This is a genomic window from Saccharopolyspora sp. 6M (assembly GCF_020176775.1).
Lineage (GTDB): Bacteria > Actinomycetota > Actinomycetes > Mycobacteriales > Pseudonocardiaceae > Saccharopolyspora_C > Saccharopolyspora_C gregorii.
Genome location: NZ_JAIUJZ010000155.1, coordinates 1 through 16,153, shown reverse-complemented (window position 1 = coordinate 16,153; position 16,153 = coordinate 1). Strand labels below are relative to the sequence as shown.

General features: G+C 73.6%; 16 protein-coding genes and 1 tRNA gene. 9 read left to right on the top strand and 8 right to left on the bottom strand.

Annotated features, from left to right (window positions below):
* Positions 1 to 145: 145 nt before the first annotated feature.
* Positions 146 to 478, bottom strand: coding sequence for an antitoxin (locus LCD31_RS20180; protein ID WP_224960230.1), 333 nt, complete (start codon positions 476 to 478; stop codon positions 146 to 148).
* A 211-nt stretch (positions 479 to 689) separates the two neighbouring features.
* Between LCD31_RS20180 and LCD31_RS20175 the strand changes: the two genes are divergently transcribed.
* The gene (locus LCD31_RS20175; protein WP_224960228.1) at positions 690 to 860 is read left to right on the top strand and encodes a hypothetical protein; all 171 of its coding nucleotides are present in this window, start codon (positions 690 to 692) and stop codon (positions 858 to 860) included.
* A 24-nt stretch (positions 861 to 884) separates the two neighbouring features.
* Here the strand turns inward: LCD31_RS20175 and mscL are convergent, their stop codons facing one another.
* From mscL to LCD31_RS20155, 4 genes are all read right to left on the bottom strand, one after another.
* The gene (gene mscL, locus LCD31_RS20170) at positions 885 to 1,376 is read right to left on the bottom strand and encodes a large conductance mechanosensitive channel protein MscL (RefSeq protein WP_224960226.1); all 492 of its coding nucleotides are present in this window, start codon (positions 1,374 to 1,376) and stop codon (positions 885 to 887) included.
* 83 nt (positions 1,377 to 1,459) lie between these two features.
* The gene (locus LCD31_RS20165) at positions 1,460 to 2,248 is read right to left on the bottom strand and encodes a Flp pilus assembly protein CpaB (protein ID WP_224960224.1); all 789 of its coding nucleotides are present in this window, start codon (positions 2,246 to 2,248) and stop codon (positions 1,460 to 1,462) included.
* Between the two features lie 201 nt (positions 2,249 to 2,449).
* Positions 2,450 to 2,791: an FmdB family zinc ribbon protein gene (locus tag LCD31_RS20160; RefSeq protein WP_224960222.1), complete on the bottom strand. Its 342-nt coding sequence runs from the start codon at positions 2,789 to 2,791 to the stop codon at positions 2,450 to 2,452.
* A 101-nt stretch (positions 2,792 to 2,892) separates the two neighbouring features.
* On the bottom strand, positions 2,893 to 3,510 hold the full coding sequence (locus LCD31_RS20155; RefSeq protein WP_224960220.1) for a 5-formyltetrahydrofolate cyclo-ligase: 618 nt from the start codon (positions 3,508 to 3,510) through the stop codon (positions 2,893 to 2,895).
* Positions 3,511 to 3,547: 37 nt separating this feature from the next.
* On the opposite strand from LCD31_RS20155, the gene LCD31_RS20150 reads away from it, so the two are divergent.
* From LCD31_RS20150 to LCD31_RS20130, 5 genes are all read left to right on the top strand, one after another.
* Positions 3,548 to 4,456, top strand: coding sequence for a UTP--glucose-1-phosphate uridylyltransferase (locus LCD31_RS20150; protein ID WP_224960217.1), 909 nt, complete (start codon positions 3,548 to 3,550; stop codon positions 4,454 to 4,456).
* Between the two features lie 41 nt (positions 4,457 to 4,497).
* Entirely contained in the window at positions 4,498 to 5,721 is a 1,224-nt protein-coding gene (gene glp, locus LCD31_RS20145) for a gephyrin-like molybdotransferase Glp (RefSeq protein ID WP_224960215.1), read from the top strand.
* Positions 5,722 to 5,729: 8 nt separating this feature from the next.
* Positions 5,730 to 6,392, top strand: coding sequence for a GNAT family N-acetyltransferase (locus LCD31_RS20140; protein ID WP_224960231.1), 663 nt, complete (start codon positions 5,730 to 5,732; stop codon positions 6,390 to 6,392).
* A 359-nt stretch (positions 6,393 to 6,751) separates the two neighbouring features.
* Entirely contained in the window at positions 6,752 to 7,474 is a 723-nt protein-coding gene (gene glpR, locus LCD31_RS20135) for a gephyrin-like molybdotransferase receptor GlpR (protein WP_255614452.1), read from the top strand.
* A 76-nt stretch (positions 7,475 to 7,550) separates the two neighbouring features.
* A tRNA-Ala gene (locus LCD31_RS20130) sits at positions 7,551 to 7,623 on the top strand.
* A gap of 515 nt (positions 7,624 to 8,138) precedes the next feature.
* On the opposite strand, the gene LCD31_RS20125 is transcribed toward LCD31_RS20130, so the two are convergent.
* Together LCD31_RS20125 and LCD31_RS20120 are read right to left on the bottom strand one after the other, a co-directional pair.
* Positions 8,139 to 9,263 carry a cysteine desulfurase family protein gene (locus LCD31_RS20125; protein ID WP_224960211.1) on the bottom strand — a complete coding sequence of 375 codons (1,125 nt, stop codon included), beginning with the start codon at positions 9,261 to 9,263 and terminating at the stop codon, positions 8,139 to 8,141.
* A 62-nt stretch (positions 9,264 to 9,325) separates the two neighbouring features.
* Positions 9,326 to 11,122, bottom strand: coding sequence for an FAD-binding dehydrogenase (locus LCD31_RS20120; protein ID WP_224960210.1), 1,797 nt, complete (start codon positions 11,120 to 11,122; stop codon positions 9,326 to 9,328).
* 188 nt (positions 11,123 to 11,310) lie between these two features.
* Here LCD31_RS20120 and LCD31_RS20115 point away from each other — a divergent pair, with 188 nt between their 5' ends.
* Positions 11,311 to 12,447 (top strand): CdaR family transcriptional regulator, encoded by a 1,137-nt coding sequence (locus LCD31_RS20115; RefSeq protein ID WP_224960209.1) that lies wholly within the window; start codon positions 11,311 to 11,313, stop codon positions 12,445 to 12,447.
* Here LCD31_RS20115 and LCD31_RS20110 read toward each other — a convergent pair whose 3' ends face one another.
* Positions 12,448 to 14,028 (bottom strand): FUSC family protein, encoded by a 1,581-nt coding sequence (locus tag LCD31_RS20110; RefSeq protein WP_224960208.1) that lies wholly within the window; start codon positions 14,026 to 14,028, stop codon positions 12,448 to 12,450.
* A gap of 45 nt (positions 14,029 to 14,073) precedes the next feature.
* Here LCD31_RS20110 and LCD31_RS20105 point away from each other — a divergent pair, with 45 nt between their 5' ends.
* Both LCD31_RS20105 and lat read left to right on the top strand, forming a co-directional pair.
* Complete coding sequence (locus LCD31_RS20105; RefSeq protein WP_224960207.1) at positions 14,074 to 14,565, top strand: MarR family winged helix-turn-helix transcriptional regulator; 492 nt, start codon at positions 14,074 to 14,076, stop codon at positions 14,563 to 14,565.
* A gap of 141 nt (positions 14,566 to 14,706) precedes the next feature.
* On the top strand, positions 14,707 to 16,059 hold the full coding sequence (lat, locus tag LCD31_RS20100) for an L-lysine 6-transaminase (protein ID WP_224960205.1): 1,353 nt from the start codon (positions 14,707 to 14,709) through the stop codon (positions 16,057 to 16,059).
* The last annotated feature ends 94 nt before the right edge of the window (positions 16,060 to 16,153 follow it).

Genomic DNA, 16,153 nt, shown 5'->3' with positions numbered 1-16,153 from the left:
CCCCCCCCCCCCCCCCCCCCCCCCCCCCCCCCCCCCCCCCCCCCCCCCCCCCCCCCCCCCCCCCCCCCCCCCCCCCCCCACCGCTCTGCTCGTGCTTCCGCCGCGCGGTCGGCCAGGCGGACCTCAGGGGCCCGCCGGTGCCGGATCAGGCCGAGGGGGTCCCGCCGGGCTGCGCCGGGCCGTCGCCGTCCGGCTTGCGCGGTGTCTCACCGGGCTGCTGGTCCGAGCCGGTGCCGGTCGAGCCGGTGCCGCCCTGCTGGGCGGAACCGCCGGAGGACTGCTGCTTGTTGAGCACGCCCTCGACCTTGCTGCTCACGTTCTCGATCTGGTCGTGGTACTTGCCGCCGGTGGCCTTGTCCAGCTTCGTCTTGGCGGCGTCCAGACCCTTGGTGGCGTTGGGGCCCGCCTTCTCGGCGAGCTCGCCCGCCTTGTCCTTGACCTGGTTGGCCAGGTCCTTCGCCTTGTCCAGGAAACTCATCCGTTGCCTCCAGGTGGCCGTGCCGCTGCGGGTGGCCGGGAGCGGGTGGCCGTGCCGGTCACGGCCGCGAAACCGGTGGGCACCGGCTCGTCCCGGCCGTCACCGGGAAGTCCCCGGGTGCTCGGCCATGGTCGCACCACGATCTTGGTGGAGGAAGCGGCCCACGGCATCCGGAGTCCGCGCATCCCCGGGATGGGGGGACGATGGAGGCATGACGGAGACCGAACGGCAGCGCAGGCGCCGCCTCGCCGAGATCTTCGGCGAGGTGCTCCCGCAGACCACCTCGGACGAGCGTTCCGAGGGGCCGGACCGCCGGGAAGGTGATCAGCGGGAGACCGAGCGCTGGTACCGGGAGAACCGCCCGCCGCACCACGGCGGCTGACGGGAGCCCGGAACCGCTCGCGGGTCAGTTCTTGCTGGCGCCGCCGTTGCCGCTCTGCGCCGACACCGAGGCGTTCGCGCCCACGGTCGTCTCGTCGTCGGAAGCGAGGCCCTTGACCGCGGGCAGGCCCTGGTCGCGGCGCAGCAGGTCGCGGATCTCCTGCAGCAGCTCCACGTCGGTCGGGTCGGCCGGGCCCTCTTCCTTGCCCTTCTTCCGCCGCTCCTGGATCTTCTGCATCGGCATCACGAACAGGAAGTAGACCACCGCGGCCGTGATCAGGAACGTGATGATCGAGTTGATCACCACGGCGAAGTCGATGACCGAGGCCTCGTTGCCGTCGATGATCTGGAACGACAGCCCGCGGACGTTCGCCCCGCCTGCCGCGGCGATCACGGGCTTGATGACGCTGGTCGTGACCGCGGTGACCAGCGCGGTGAACGCGCTGCCGACGACGACCGCGACCGCGAGGTCGATGACGTTGCCTCGCATCAAGAAGTCCTTGAAGCCCTTGAGCACGGCACTCTCCTTCGTTGAACTCGACGTGCCCGGGTCGGTCCCGGACGGGAGGGGGAGCCGCGGGAGCGCGTCCCGGCGGCTGCTCAGCGGAGCGTAACGGTCACCGAATGGATCAACGACGCTCCGGCCACCGCCGCAGCGCGCTGCTCCGGAACGCCCACGACCAGGAGTCGTCCCTGGTCCGCGCCGCTTCCGGTGGGGTGCACCGCCAGCACCGGTACCCGCTCGGCGAGCACCGTTCCGGGACCGGATCGTTCCTGGGGTGTGACCAGGTCCACTCGGGCCCCGGGGTGCAGCAGGTCGCCGACCCCGGGATCCGCGAGCCGCACCGGCACCGCGACCTGTCCGGGTGCGGCCGCGACCTCCGGTGGTCGTTCCGGTGCGGTGGCCAGCCGGACGTCGGTGAGCGGTTCGCCGTCCCGCACCGCGCCGCCGGGCGCCCGGCCCACCGCGGCGGCCGGATCGCGCAGCGCCCCGGGCGGCACCAGGTCGGCGGGCAGGTCGCGGTGCCGGAGGTCCGCGGCGTCGAGCGGCCTGCCGGGAGCGAGGTCGTGCGCCGCCACCACCACCTGCACCTGGCTGCCGGTGGCGGGCAGCAGTGCGAGCGCACCGGCCAGCACGAACAGCGCGACGGCCGCGATCCGGCGGGCGAGCAGCAGGCCGGAGCCGCGCGCCACCGGAGCTCGCGGCAGCAGCGCGGCCAACCGCTCCCGCGCGGTCGGCCCGAGGTCCCGGCCGGTGCGCCGCCGTCCGCGCGCCCGGAAGCGGCGCGTGTTCCCGCCGCGCCGGCCATGAGCACCGGATTCGCCCCTGCCCGTTCCGCCGTTCTCCCGCGGCCCCGTGGTTCCGGAGCCTCCGCGCCCACCGCTCATGGTCCCCTCCTCGCCCGCCATCGCCTGAGATCGACGTTAGGAGAGCGCGGGCAGCGCGGACAGGGTCGAGTTCGGAATCTGTGGATGGATCGCCGGCCTGTGGACAACTCCGCCGCGGAAGGGGGTGAAGCCGTGGTCAACGCAGAAAAAATCGCCGACCGCGACAGCGATCGGCGATCTCGGGAACCGGCGTGGAACGGATCAGGAAGCCGCGGCGGTGGTCGAGGAGGAACTCGACGAGGAGGACGACGAGGAAGCGGAGGACGACGAGGAACTCGACGACGAGTCCGAGGACGAGCTCGACGAACCGGACCCGGAGTCCCCGGACGACGAGGACGAGGTGGACGTCGAGGACGAGCCGGAGTTCGACCGGTTGTCCGTGCGGTAGAACCCGCTGCCCTTGAACACGATGCCCACCGCGTTGAACAGCTTCCGGAGCCGACCGGTGCACTGCGGGCACTCGGTCAGCGAGTCTTCGCTGAAGGACTGCACCGCCTCGAATCGGTGGTCGCACTCGGTGCAGGCGTACTGGTAGGTGGGCACGGCCGTCAACCTCCGGGCTTTTCATGGTGTTGGCACTCGAATGGACAGAGTGCCAACACGATGATGCGCCATCTGAGGTGCCCAGCGCAAACACGCTTAGGTCACACCGCGTGCCCGCCGCCACCGCCACCGACTGCGACGAGCCCGCGACCAGGCGTGATCACCGCGTGCATCCGGACGTCGTGCTCCTCGCCGGGCAGCTCCGCCACGAACTCGGCGTCCCGCACCACCGCGATCAGCCGCGCGGCCGGATCCGCCAGCGGCAGCGACCGGTCGTAGTGCCCGGCTCCCCGGCCCAGCCGGACCCCGCGCTCGTCCACCGCCAGCGCGGGCACCAGCACCGCGTCGGCCGCCCCGAGCTCCGCCGCGCCCAGCCGCGGACCGTTCGGCTCCAGCAGCCCGTAGCGGGCCTGGTCCAGGGAATCCGCCCCGGTGTAGTCCGCCCAGTCCAGCGGCATCGCGCCGACCACCACCGGCAGCAGCACCCGGCAGCCCGCCGCCCGCAGCGCGTCCAGCAACGCCGTGGACCCGGGTTCGCCGCGCACCGGGACGTACGCCGCGACCACCCGCGGGCTGCACCGCTCGGCCCAGCCCAGCGCCGCCGAACGAAGTGACCCGGCCTCCGCTGATCGAGTGGTCTCGTCGATGGTCCTCCTGCGTTCTTCCAGGACGCGGCGCCATTCCGACTTGGATTGCCGTAGTTCTCCCAGCGAGGTCACAGCTCCACCATAGGTGCGACCGATAGGCTCCCAAGTCATGAACAGCGCTGCCAGCAACCCCGCGAACGCTGCGTTCCGCACCGCCATCGTGCCCGCCGCGGGCCTGGGGACCCGGTTCCTGCCGACCACCAAGGCCGTGCCCAAGGAACTGCTGCCCGTCGTGGACACCCCGGGGATCGAACTGGTGGCGACCGAGGCCGCCGAAGCGGGCGCCGAACGCCTCGTGATCGTGACCTCCCCGGACAAGAAGGCCGTCACCGACTACTTCCAGCCGGCGCCCGAACTGGAGGGCACGCTCCGCGAGCGCGGCAAGGACGCCCAGCTCGCCAAGGTGCGCCGGGCCCCCGAGCTGATCGCCGCCGAGACCGCGCTGCAGGAGGAGGCCCTCGGCCTCGGGCACGCGGTGAGCTGCGCCGAGCAGAACCTCACCGACGCCGACGACGCCGTCGCCGTGCTGCTGCCCGACGACCTCGTGCTGCCCCGCGGCGTCCTCGCCAAGATGGCCGAGACCCGCGCCCGCCACGGCGGCAGCGTGCTCTGCGCCTTCGACGTGCCCGACGACGAGGTCTCCTCGTACGGCGTCTTCGACGTCGCCGACACCGATGAGGACGACGTCAAGCAGGTCCGCGGCATGGTGGAGAAGCCCGCGCCGGCGGACGCCCCCTCCAGCCTCGCCGCCGCCGGTCGGTACCTCCTCGACCGGGCGGTCTTCGACGCGCTCAAGCGGATCGAACCCGGTGCCGGAGGTGAGCTGCAACTCACCGATGCCGTAGCGTTGCTGATCTCGGAGGGTCACCCGGTGCACGTGGTGGTGCACCGCGGCAAGCGACACGACTTGGGAAATCCTGGCGGTTTCCTCAAAGCTGCGGTGGACTTCGCCCTGGACGACCCCGAGTACGGGCCTGGTCTGCGGGACTGGCTCGGTGAACGGCTGAACAGGAGCTGACGGCGAGCGGCCTCGGCTCCACCTGGAAGAGGTCGAGTGCCATGAGGTCAGTGGACGAACAGCTCGCGCGTGTCCTCACCGCCGCGGTGCGGCCCGCGCCGGTGCGGGTGGCGATCTCCGAAGCGCAGGGACTGCTGTGCGCCGAGGAGATCGTGGCCGGTCAGGCACTTCCCGGATTCGACCAGGCCGCGGTGGACGGTTACGCCGTGCGCAGCGTCGACGTGCAGGACGCCGGGGACGGGACGCCGGTGCTGCCGGTGGTCGGCGAGATCACCTCCGGTTCCCGGCAGCCCCGCCGGCTGCAACCCGGTCAGGCGGTGCGGGTCACGGCGGGCGCTCCGCTGCCCACGCTGGCCGACGCCGTGGTGCCGCTGGACCGCACCGACGAGCACCCGGCGAAGGTCACCGTCCGCCAGGGCGTGCCCTCGGCGGCGTTCGTGCGGCGCGCGGGCGAGGACGTGCAGACCGGCGACCTCGCGGTGCGCCGCGGCTCGGCGATCGGGTCCGCGCAGGTGGGGCTGCTCGCGGCGGTCGGCAGGGACAAGGTGCTGGTGCACCCGCGGCCGCGGGTCTCGGTGCTGTCGCTGGGCGACGAGCTGGTCGACGTGGACCGCAGCCCGGGGCAGGGGCAGGTCTACGACGTGAACTCCTACGCGCTGGCCGCCGCCGCCCGCGACGCCGGTGCGGAGGTCACCCGGGTGGGCATCGTGAGCACCGAGCCCAAGCGGTTGCGCGAGGTCGTGGAGGGCCGGTTGCTGCTCTCCGAAATCGTGGTGATCTCCGGCGGGGTCGGCGGGGCGCTCGGCGGCGAGGTGCGCTCGGCGCTGGGCGACCTGGGCGAGCTCGACGCGACGCGGGTCGCGATGCAGCCGGGTTCCATGCAGGCCTTCGGTCGGCTCGGGCCGGACGAGGTGCCGACCTTCCTGCTGCCCGGCAACGCGGTGAGCGCGCTGGTGGTCTTCGAGGTGCTCGTGCGGCCGCTGATCCGCTCCGCGCTGGGCCGCGGCAACCCGCACCGCCGGACCGTGACGGCGAACCTGCTCTCGCCGGTGACCTCGACCGCGGGCCGCCGCGGCTTCCTGCGGGGGCAGCTGCTGCGCGACCCGGAGACCGACTCCTACCTGGTCCAGCCGCTGGGGACCTCCGGCTCGCACCTGCTGGCGTCGTTGGCCGAGGCGAACTGCCTGATCCTGGTCGACGAGGACGTCACCGAGGTCGGCACCGGCGAGGACGTCCAGGTCCGGTTCCTGTCCCAGCGGGCGTGACCCGCTCGATGTCCGAGGAGGCCGAGCCGCTCTTCCCGTCCCGCCACCCCGGCTGGCCGGCGCGACCGGGGCCGCTGCTGGTGCCCGCGGGCGCGGTCGAGCTGCGTCCGCCGCGGCTGCGGGACGCCACGGCGTGGAGCGGGCTGCGGTTGCGGGACCGGGTGTACCTGCAGCGCTGGGAGCCGACGACGGTCGGCGACTGGCGGGACCGCAACGCGGTGCTGGCCTGGCCCGCGCAGTGGAGCGCGTTGCGCGGCCTGGCGCGGCGCGGGCAGGCGCTGCCGTTCGCGATCTCGGTGGACGGCCGGTTCGCCGGGCAGCTGACGGTCGGCAACGTGGTGCGCGGCGCGCTGCGCTCGGCGTGGATCGGCTACTGGGTCGCGGAGGACGTGTCCGGGGGCGGGATCGCGACCGCGGCGGTGGCGCTGGCGGTGGACCACTGCTTCGGTCCGGCGGGGCTGCACCGGCTGGAGGCGACGGTCCGGCCGGAGAACTCGCCGAGCGTGCGGGTGCTGGAGAAGGCCGGGTTCCGACGCGAGGGGCTGTTCGAGCGCTACCTCGACGTCGAGGGCGCGTGGCGGGACCACTACGTCTACGGGCTCACCGTCGAGGACCGGCCGGAGGGGGCCGCGGCCGCGCTGGTCCGCAGCGGACGAGCCCGGTACGCCTGACCCGATCGGGAGATCTTCGCCGCACCCAGCGGCCGGGAGCGGTGCTCACCGGGGCCGAGACCTCCGTCACCGCGCCTCGACGCCTCGTCCCTCGTCCGAGTGTATTTCCGCTGTTCCCAGGCGCGTGGAGGCCGACACGCCGGGGCATCGCGTCCCTTCCCTGATGCCGCCCGTGCGTTTTTCTGCCTTCAGGACGAAACGAAATCGGAACGGCGTGGCTCAGAGACAGATGTGACAGAAGTGGCTAGCGTGGCGGTCGCAGCAGTGTGCGGCAGGCAGCCAGGGGGAGGTGGCGAGGCGTGCCCAGTTCTTTGATCTTCGCGGCGCTTGCGGCGGCGTGGTTGGTGGTTCTGGTCCCGATGTTCGCCCGTCGCCGGCAGGAAGTGTCCAAGACGACGGACTCGGCACTGGCGGCGCGCGTGGTTCGCAGGGGAAGCGATCGGTCCGTGACCGGCGGAACGGATAGGGCGCAGGAGGCGTACGGCATGGCCGACACCGACCGGCACGAGGACGACGACCGCGACGAGATCGACGAGTACGACGAGGTCGACGAGCAGGACGAGGACCAGCGGCGCCGCGTGCACAGCGACGACGTCCGCGCCGGACGCCGCTACCGGCCCGGCCGAGGTGGCTACGACCCGGAGGCCGCGGCGCTCGCGGCCCGCACCAAGTACGCCCGCAGGCAACGGATCACGATCGCGATGGTGCTCACCGCGATCGCCACCGCGCTGGTCGCGGCGCTCGCGTGGACCGCAGCCTGGTGGCTGCACGCGGTCGTGGACCTCGCCATCGTCGGCTACCTCACCTACCTGCGCCGCCAGGTCCGCATCGAGCAGGACATCCGGGAGCGCAGGCTCGCGCGGATGTCCGCGCTGCGGGAGGAAGAGGACGAGGACGACGAGCTGGAGTACGGCGAGCCCGCGCTCGACGAGTACGACGAGCGGGACGAGTTCGAGGCACCCCGCGGTCCGGCTCCGCGCAACACCGGAGCGGTCGTCGTGGAGATTGACGACGAGGACCCGATGTTCGACGAGCTCGACGAGCGGACCTGGCAGCCGTACCGCCGTGCGGTGGGCGAATAGGTTCCGCGCCCCCTTCGGGAGGGGGGTGTGCGGAGTGCTGTTGGGGCCCTGCTAAGCTACAACAGCACTCAGGCAAGGGGCTGTAGCGCAGTTGGTAGCGCGTCTCGTTCGCATCGAGAAGGTCAGGGGTTCGATTCCCCTCAGCTCCACGCAATAGGAGGCTCGCGCTCGCGGAGAGCGCGAGCTTTTTGCGTTCCGCGTGTTTATCGCGGGGGCCGCGCCCCCCCGGACCCCCACGGTGCGGTGGTCGCTTTTCGTTGGCTCCTGACGTTGTGGAGCGTTCCTGGTCTGCTCACTGACCAGCGGTTTTGTGTTCGAGTAAGCTCCCGCAACCTCCACGGAAGAGCCCGGTCGACGCATTCGCGTCTTCCGGGCTTTTTTCGTTCGTACGGGGGCCGAGTCCCCGTAGGCCCCCACGGTGCGGTGGTGGGATGGGGCGGTTCGCCGCGGTGGGGCGAGTTCCCCCGCCTGCTCACATTGACGGAGTCCGGTCGACGCCGGTGCGTCTTCCAGGCTCCTTTTTCGGGCGGGGACGGGCTCCGCAGGTCTCGCGGGTGGGTTCGCCGTCCGCTCGGCCTCCGGGCGGAGTCCGGGGACGTTGTTGCGTCTTCGGCATTCTTCTCGTTCGCCGGGGCGGTGATCGTCGTCCACTTCGGATGGACGGTCAGGCCGGGCCGCGAGCGGAGTTCGCGAGTTCGTCGGCCGCGCGGTCGACCTCGGCGAGCGTGGTCCCGCGGCCCACTGACAGGCGCAGGGCGCCCAGGGCGAGGTCCGCGTCCAGCCCGGTCGCGAGCAGCGCGGCCGACGGCGTGCGGGTGCCCGCGTGGCAAGCGCTGCCCGTGGCGGCCGCGACACCCGGCGCACAGGCGAGCACCTCCGCGCCGACCCGGCCCGGGACGACGACCAGCAGCGTGTTCGGCAACGCCTCCTCGGCAGGGCTGATCCGGAGCAACCCGGGCAGTCGCGCGGCGAGCCGGTCCCACAACCGCTCTCGCAGCCGGGTCTGCCGCACCCGTTCCGCGTCCAGCAGCGTTCCGGCGAGTTCGGCGGCGGCGCCCAGCGCGACGATCCCCGGCACGTTCTCGGTGCCCGGCCGGATCCCGCCTTCCTGCCCGGCGCCCAGCAGCACCGGGGCGATCGAGGTGCCGCGGCGCAGGTAGAGCGCGCCGACGCCCTTCGGGGCGCAGAACTTGTGCCCGGCGACGCTGAGCAGGTCCACGCCGAGCTCGTCGACGGACACCGGGATCTTGCCGACGGCTTGGGCCGCGTCGGCGTGCGCCAGCCCACCTCGGGAGCGGATCTCCTCGGCGAAGCCGCGCACCGGCTGGACGGTGCCGGTCTCGTTGTGCGCCAGGACCAGCGTGCCCAGTCCGACCTCGCCGGGTGGCATCCGGTCCAGCGCGATGCGCGCCTGCGCGTCCACCGGCAGCTGGTCCACCCGCCAGCCGCGGTGGCGGCGCAGGTGGGCCAGCGGTGCGGTCGTGGCCGGGTGCTCGACGGCGGAGGTCACCGCGACCTCGGTGCGGGCCAGGGCGGCCGCGCCCCGGATCGCGAGGTTGTTCGCCTCGGTGCCGCCGGAGGTGAAGACGATCTCGTCGGGGTGCGCACCGAGGAGGCCGGCGAGCTGCTCGCGCGCGTGCTCGACGGCCTTGCGCGCCCGCTGTCCCTGCTCGGTCGTGCTGGACGGGTTGCCGAACACCTCGGTGAGGTGCGGCCACATCGCCTCGGCGACCTCGCGCGCGATCGGCGTCGTGGCGTTGTGGTCCAGGTAGATCGCGTCGTCGGTCATCCGCCCTCCCGGTGCTCGCGCCACGATCCTTCGCCGTGGCGCCCGGGTCCGCAGTCCGCGGGTCAGGCGCTCTCGGCCGCCGCGGCGCGCCCGGCCTGCCTGCCGGAGAACAGGCAGCCGCCGAGGAACGTGCCCTCCAGCGCCCGGTAGCCGTGCACGCCACCGCCGCCGAACCCGGAGACCTCGCCCGCCGCGTACAGCCCGGGGACCGGTTCGCCGGAGGTGCCGAGCACGCGGCCGGACAGGTCGGTCTGCAACCCGCCGAGGGTCTTGCGGGTGAGGATGTTCATCCGGATCGCGATCAGCGGTCCCGCCGCCGGGTCGAGGATCTTGTGCAGCGGGGTGGTGCGCACCAGGCTGTCGCCGATGTAGGCCAGGGAGTTCCGGACGCCCATGATCTGCAGGTCCTTGGTGAACGGGTTGTCGACCTGCCCGTCCCGCAGCTCGACCTGCGCGCGCAGCTCGGCCGCGTCGATCAGATCCGCCCCGGCGAGCCGGTTCATGCCGACGACCAGCTCGTCGAGGTCGTCGGCGACGACGAAGTCCTCGCCGTCGTCCAGGAACGCCTTGACCGGCGGCGGGGTGTCGTTGAACAGGCGGCTCGCCAGGTAGGCGGCGAGGTCCTTGCGGGTGAGCTCCGGGTTCTGCTCGGACCCGGACAGCACGAACTCCTTGTCGATGATCCGCTTGTTGAGCACGAACCAGGAGTGGTCGTGCCCGCTGCGCTGGATCAGTTCGAGGGTGCCGAGGGTGTCGTAGCTGGGCACGCCGGGGTTCGGGAAGCGGCGGCCGTTCGCGTCGAACCACAGCGAGGACGGGGCGGCGAGGACGCGGATGCCGTGCCCGGGCCAGATCGGGCTGTGGTTGATCATGCCTTCGGTGTAGTGCCACATCCGGTCGCGGTTGACCAGCCGGGCTCCCGCGGCCTCCGAGATGCCGAGCATCCGGCCGTCCACGTGCGCGGGAACCCCGGTGATCAGGCGTTCGGGCGGGGTGCCGAGCCGGGACGGCCAGTTGGCGCGGATCAGGTCGTGGTTCGCGCCGATGCCGCCGGAGGTGACGATCACGATGGGCGCGCGCAGCTCGAACCTCCCGATCTCGGTGCGGGAGCTGGGCGTGCCGCGCGGGGCGTCGCTGGGTTCGAGCACGCCGCCGCGCACGCCGTCCACGGCGCCACCGGTGGTGCTGAGCTCGTCGACGCGGTGCCGGAACCGGAAGGTGACCTTGCCGTCGGCCGCCGCCTCCCGCACCAGCTTCTCGAACGGTTCCACCACCCCGGGGCCGGTGCCGAGGGTGAGGTGGAACCGCGGCACCGAGTTGCCGGGGCCGTCGGCGAGCTGCCCGCCGCGCTCCGCCCAGCCGACGACCGGTACCCAGGAGACCCCGAGCCCGGACAACCAGGACCGCTTCTCCCCGTTGGCGAACTGCAGGTAGGCCTCGGCCCAGCGCGCCGCCCAGTGGTCCTCGCCCGCCGGGTCGTCGACGCCGCGGTCGAAGCCCGCGGTGGAGAACCAGTCGGCGCGGGCGAGTTCGAGGGAGTCCTTGATGCCCGCCGCCCGCTGCTCGGGGGAGTCGATGAACAGCAGCCCGCCGAGGGACCAGAACGCCTGGCCGCCGAGGCTCGCCTCCGGTTCCTGGTCGACGAGCAGCACGCGGCGCCCGGCGGCGACCAGCTCGGCGGTGGCGACGAGCCCGGCGAGACCCGCTCCGACGACGATGGCGTCCGCGTCGGCGCCGGGTGCCGCGCCCGCGCTGCCGGGGGACGTCGCGATGCCGGCCAGTGCACCGCCCGCGGCCAGCGCGCTCCCCGCGGCCAGGACGTCGCGGCGGGGGATTCCGCGGTCTGCTGACGAACTCATCGGCGAGTCCTCCACATCGAGGTCGGCGAACGGGTGGTGATCTTCTCGAACCGGCCGGGAATTTTGTTACTTTCCAGTAGTCGAGAGCGAACCAGATGCCCGCCCGGCGCCGGTAGAGGTCGCCGTCCAACCCCGGGCGGCCGCGTTGTACCCCGGCACAACGAGCACGACGACGTCTCGAAGGACTCATGGACGAGCGGATGACCGCGATCGCGCTGCGGGTGATGACCGCGCTGGCCGCCGACGAGGAGGTCGTGGCGCGGGTCGCCGCGGCGGCCCGGCGCGGCTCACCGGACGTGGCGCGGCTGCCGGAGGAGGAGAACCGCAGGCACGTCGCGACCTTGCTGGCCGACGGCACCGCGCACCTGGCGCGGGGCGGGACGCAGGACGCGGCCGGGGTGTCGGTGGCCCGCGCGCTGGGCGCGGACCGCGCGTTGCAGGGGGTGCCGATCGCCTCGCTGCTGCGCGGGGTGTACGCCGGTCGCACCGAGCTGGTCCGGGCCGGTGTGGAGCTGGCGCGCGGGATGGGCGTGGCCGATGCGGTGATCCTGGAGCTGGTGGTGGTCGTCGACCACTACGTCGCCACCGCCGAGCGGGACATCGTCGGTGGTTATCGCGCGGCCGAGCTGGACCTGTCCCGCACGGTGTGGGACCTGCACGCGCGGGTGCTGGGGGCGCTGTTCGCGTCCGGGGACCTGCCGGGGCGTGCGGAGCTGGAGCGCGCCGGGTTGAGCCGGGCGGAGCGCTACCACTGCGTGGTCACCGAGATCACCGATCCGGTGCTGGCCAGGGGCGTGGAGCGCAGCTTGGACGGGGTGTTCGGCCTGGTGGAGGGCCGCCTGGCGGGCCTGGCGCGGCGGTTGTCGCCGCTGCCGGGGGAGGAGGCGCTGTTCGTGTGCTCCCCGGCGCTGCCGCTGGCGGAGGTGGGCCGGGCGTACCCGGCGTGCGTGCGGGCGCTCGGCGTGGCTGCCGCCTCCGGTGATCGGGGCGTGCGGATGGTGGCGGACCTGGCGGTGGAGGCGGCGCTGGCCGCGCAGCCGGAGCTGGCGGCGACCGTGGCCGGGGAGCTGCTGGGCGCGCTCGACCCGGGCAACGCGTTCCACCGGGAGCTGGCGGGGACGGCGCTGTGCTACCTGGACCACGGCAGGCGGGTGCGGGCGGCGGCGGACGCCCTGCACGTTCACGTGAACACGGTGCGCTACCGGTTGGAGCGGTTGGCGGAGCTCACCGGGACCGGGGTGCACGACGCGCCGCGGGCGGACCGGTCGCACGTGGTGGACACCGCGGGCACCTGGTGGGCGTTGCGCACCTGGCTCGGGCGGTGATCAGGCGCGGCGGGCGTCCAGCCGGGCGTAGGCCGCGCGCGAGGTGGTGAGCAGCGCTTCCGTGGGCAGCAGCGCGGGCCGGATCTCGCCCGCCGCCTGCTCGTAGGCCTCGTGCAGCTCGACGAGGGCGCCGCGCAGCGCCGGCGGGTGCACGGGTTCGGCGGTGCTGAGCGCCCGCACCCGCGCCAGCGCGGTGTGCACCCGGGACAGCCAGGCGCGGTTGGGCAGCGACCAGGCGGCGGCGACGGCGACCGCGGCGCCGAGCAGCGTCGTCCAGAACCGGTTCGCGGCCAGCGCGCCCGGGTCGGCGGGGGTGCCGAGCGCGCTGACCAGCAGCGCGACCGGGGTCGCGAACAGCAGCCCGAGGCCGTAGTTGATCGTCACCGTCATCTCGGCGCCCCACTGCAGCAGCACGAGCACGACCAGCAGCACCCACAGCGTCGGCTGCGCGCCGAGCACCGCGGCGCCGACGAGCACGCCGAACACGGTGCCGGTGACGCGTTGCAGCATCCGCGGGACGGAGGTGGCGGTGCTGGTGGCCAGCAGCACCGACACCGCGGACACCGCCGCCCAGTAGGCGTGCCCGAAGCCGAGCAGGTCGGCGATCGTCCCGGCGAGCAGCGCGGCGGTGAACACGCGGAGGCCGTGCGGCAGCAGCCAGGACCCGCCGCGGCGGGGCCGGAGGGCGGCGCGCAGCACGTCGCGGATGACCGGCCAGCGGGAGGCGGGCGGCGGGGCGAGCACACCGCCGCCCGCCGGGTGCAGTTCGGGCAGCGGTTCGCCCGCCGCCGCGGCGACCGCGGCGGCCCGCAGCTCGGCGGGGGTGATCTCGGGCGCGCCGGGGGTCAGCAGCAGTTCGCAGGCGTGCACCGCGCGTACCAGGTCGCGGTGTTCGGCGGTGTCCCGGTGCCGCTCGCCGACGAGCGCGAGGCCGTTCCACGCGGCGTCGACGGCCACCGCGGCCTGGTGCCGCGCGGTCAGGTCGGTGCGCGCGGCGAGCGCGGTGGCGGTGGCGTTCAGCGCGGTGGCGGCGGCCCGGCGCTGCGGGGTGAGGCCGATGACGGCGGCGCCCGCGACGTTCACCGTCCAGGCGAACGCGGCGCACAGCGCGGCGACGGCGAGGTGCGGGCCGAGGTCGGCGGTCGTCAGCGGCAGGTGCGCGCACGCCCCGGCGGCGAATGCGAAGATCAATCCGCCGGGCGGCCCGACCTTGACGGCCGCGCAGATCACGGTGGCCGCGGCTCCGACGAACGCGGTGGCCGCCAGCGCCACCACCTCGTGCGCCGGGGTACCACCCGCGTACACCGCGATCAGCTCGCCGACGGCGACGGCGAGCACCATGCCCACCGCCACCGCACCGAGCGTCCTGGCGTGCCGGTAGTAGGGCTCGGCGCGGCCGTAGACGCTGCTCAGCGCCCCGAACACGGCGGCGGGCAGCAGGTCGAGGCGGTCGGTGAGCAGCAGCAGGACCAGCGGGACGGCCATCGCCAGCAGCGTGCGGGCGGCGGGCCAGAGGAACGGACCGTGCAGCCGGAACCGGTACGCGTCGGGCAGGTTGCGGGTGAGCACGGTTCCGGGCATAACACCAGTGTAGGAAAAGTAGTTTACTAGTGAAACGATGGCGCGATGAAGCGGACACCGGATCTCATCGACGCGGCCCGGTCGCAGTGGGCCGACCTGCACCCGGACGTCGACACCACCAGCATCGACGTGATCGGCCGGGTGCTGCGCGCGGCGGCGGTGCTGCGCAGGCGGCTGGACGTGACGATCGCCGAGGCGGGGCTCAACCGGGCCGAGTTCGACCTGCTGTGCGCGCTGCGCCGCGGCGGGGTGGCGGTGACGCCGGGGCGGCTCAACGAGATCACCGTCGCCTCCGGTGCGGCCACCACCAAGCGGCTCCGCGAGCTCACCGAGCGCGGCCTGCTGGAGCGCACCACCGACCAGCGGGACCGGCGCAGCGCCCGGGTGCGGATCACCGCCGCGGGCGAGGAGCTGATCGACGAGGTGTTCCCGCAGGTCATGGCCGCCGAACAGGCGCTGCTGTCCGGGTTGACCGCGCGGCAGCGGGAATCGCTGGCCGGCGGGCTCGCGGACCTGCTGCACGCGGTCGAGGGGTGAACACCGCCGCGAGCGAAAGAAAATCTTTCGTCAAGAGGTTGGATATCAAAATATTATTGTGATCTGGCCGGGGCCATGGTCATAATTTTCGTGACTAGTGACGGGCGCTACAGCGACCGCACGACGCACGAGGAGGCTGACATGACCGCACAGCAGGAAGCCGTTCTCGACCAGCCCACCACGACGACCGACGCCGACCAGGTGGTTCCGGCGCTGCGCGAGCAGGTCACCGGGGACCTGCTCGACATCGTGGTCGACCTCGACTCCGGGCACGGCTGCCGCCTGCGCGACCTGCGCGACGGCACCGAATACCTCGACATGACCATGTTCTTCAGCTCCGCGCCGCTCGGCCACGGGCACCCCGACCTGCGGGACCCGGAGTTCGAGGCGGCATTGCTGCGGACCGCGCGGGTCAAGCCCGCCAACCCCGACTTCGCCACCGTCGAGCAGGCCCGCTTCGCCGCGACGTTCCGCCGCGTCGCCGGCGTGCCGGAACTGCCGCTGCTGTTCCTCATCGACGGCGGCACGCTCGCCGTCGAGAACGCGCTCAAGGTCGCCTTCGACTGGAAGACCAAGCACAACGCGAGCCGCGGCATCGCCGTCCGCGGCAGCCGCGTGCTGCACCTGGAACGGGCGTTCCACGGCCGCAGCGGGTACACCCTGTCGCTCACCAACACCGACCCGGTGAAGATCCGCGACTACCCGATGTTCGACTGGCCGCGCATCCCCAGCCCCGCCGTCGAGCCCGGGCCGCGCTGGGACGAGCCGGAACTGCTGCCGGAGGAGCGGACCGCGCTGGAGGCCGCCGAGGCCGCGCTGCGCCGGCACGGCCACGAGGTCGCCTGCTTCGTCTACGAGCCGATCCAGGGCGAAGGCGGCGACCGGCACCTGCGGCCCCGCTTCCTCACCGCGGTGCAGGAGCTGTGCCGCGCGCACGACGTGCTCACCGTCGCCGACGAGGTGCAGACCGGCGGGCTGACCGGCTCGGTCTGGGCGCACCAGGAGCTCGGCCTGGAACCGGACCTGGTGGCGTTCGGCAAGCGGATGCAGGTGTGCGGCGTGCTGGGCGGGCGCCGGGTGCTCGACATCGCCGACAACGCCTTCCGCGAGCCCAGCCGGATCAGCTCCACCTGGGGCGGATCGCTGGTGGACATGGTCCGGGCCACCAAGATCCTGGAGGTCGCCGAGCGGGACGGGCTGTTCGAGAACGCCCGCCGGATGGGCGAGCTGCTGCTGGGCGAGCTGGGCGCGCTCGCCGCCGAGTTCCCGCAGCTGATCGGCTCCGCGCGCGGGCGCGGCCTGATGTGCGCGGTGAGCTTCCGCGACCCGGCGCTGCGGGACGCGGCGATCGCGGCGGCCCGCGACCGGCACCGCACGCTGTTCCTGCCGTCCGGCCCGGACGCGCTGCGGTTCCGCCCGGCGCTGTCGGTCACCCCGGAGGAGATCAGCGAGGCCGTGGCCGCCCTGCGCAGCACCCTCGCCGAACTCGGCTGACCGGCCGGGGGGGGGGGGCCCGGGGGCCCCCCCCGGGGGGGCCCCCGGGGGGGGGGCGGGCCCCCCGCCCCCCCCCCCCCCCCCCCGCCCCCCC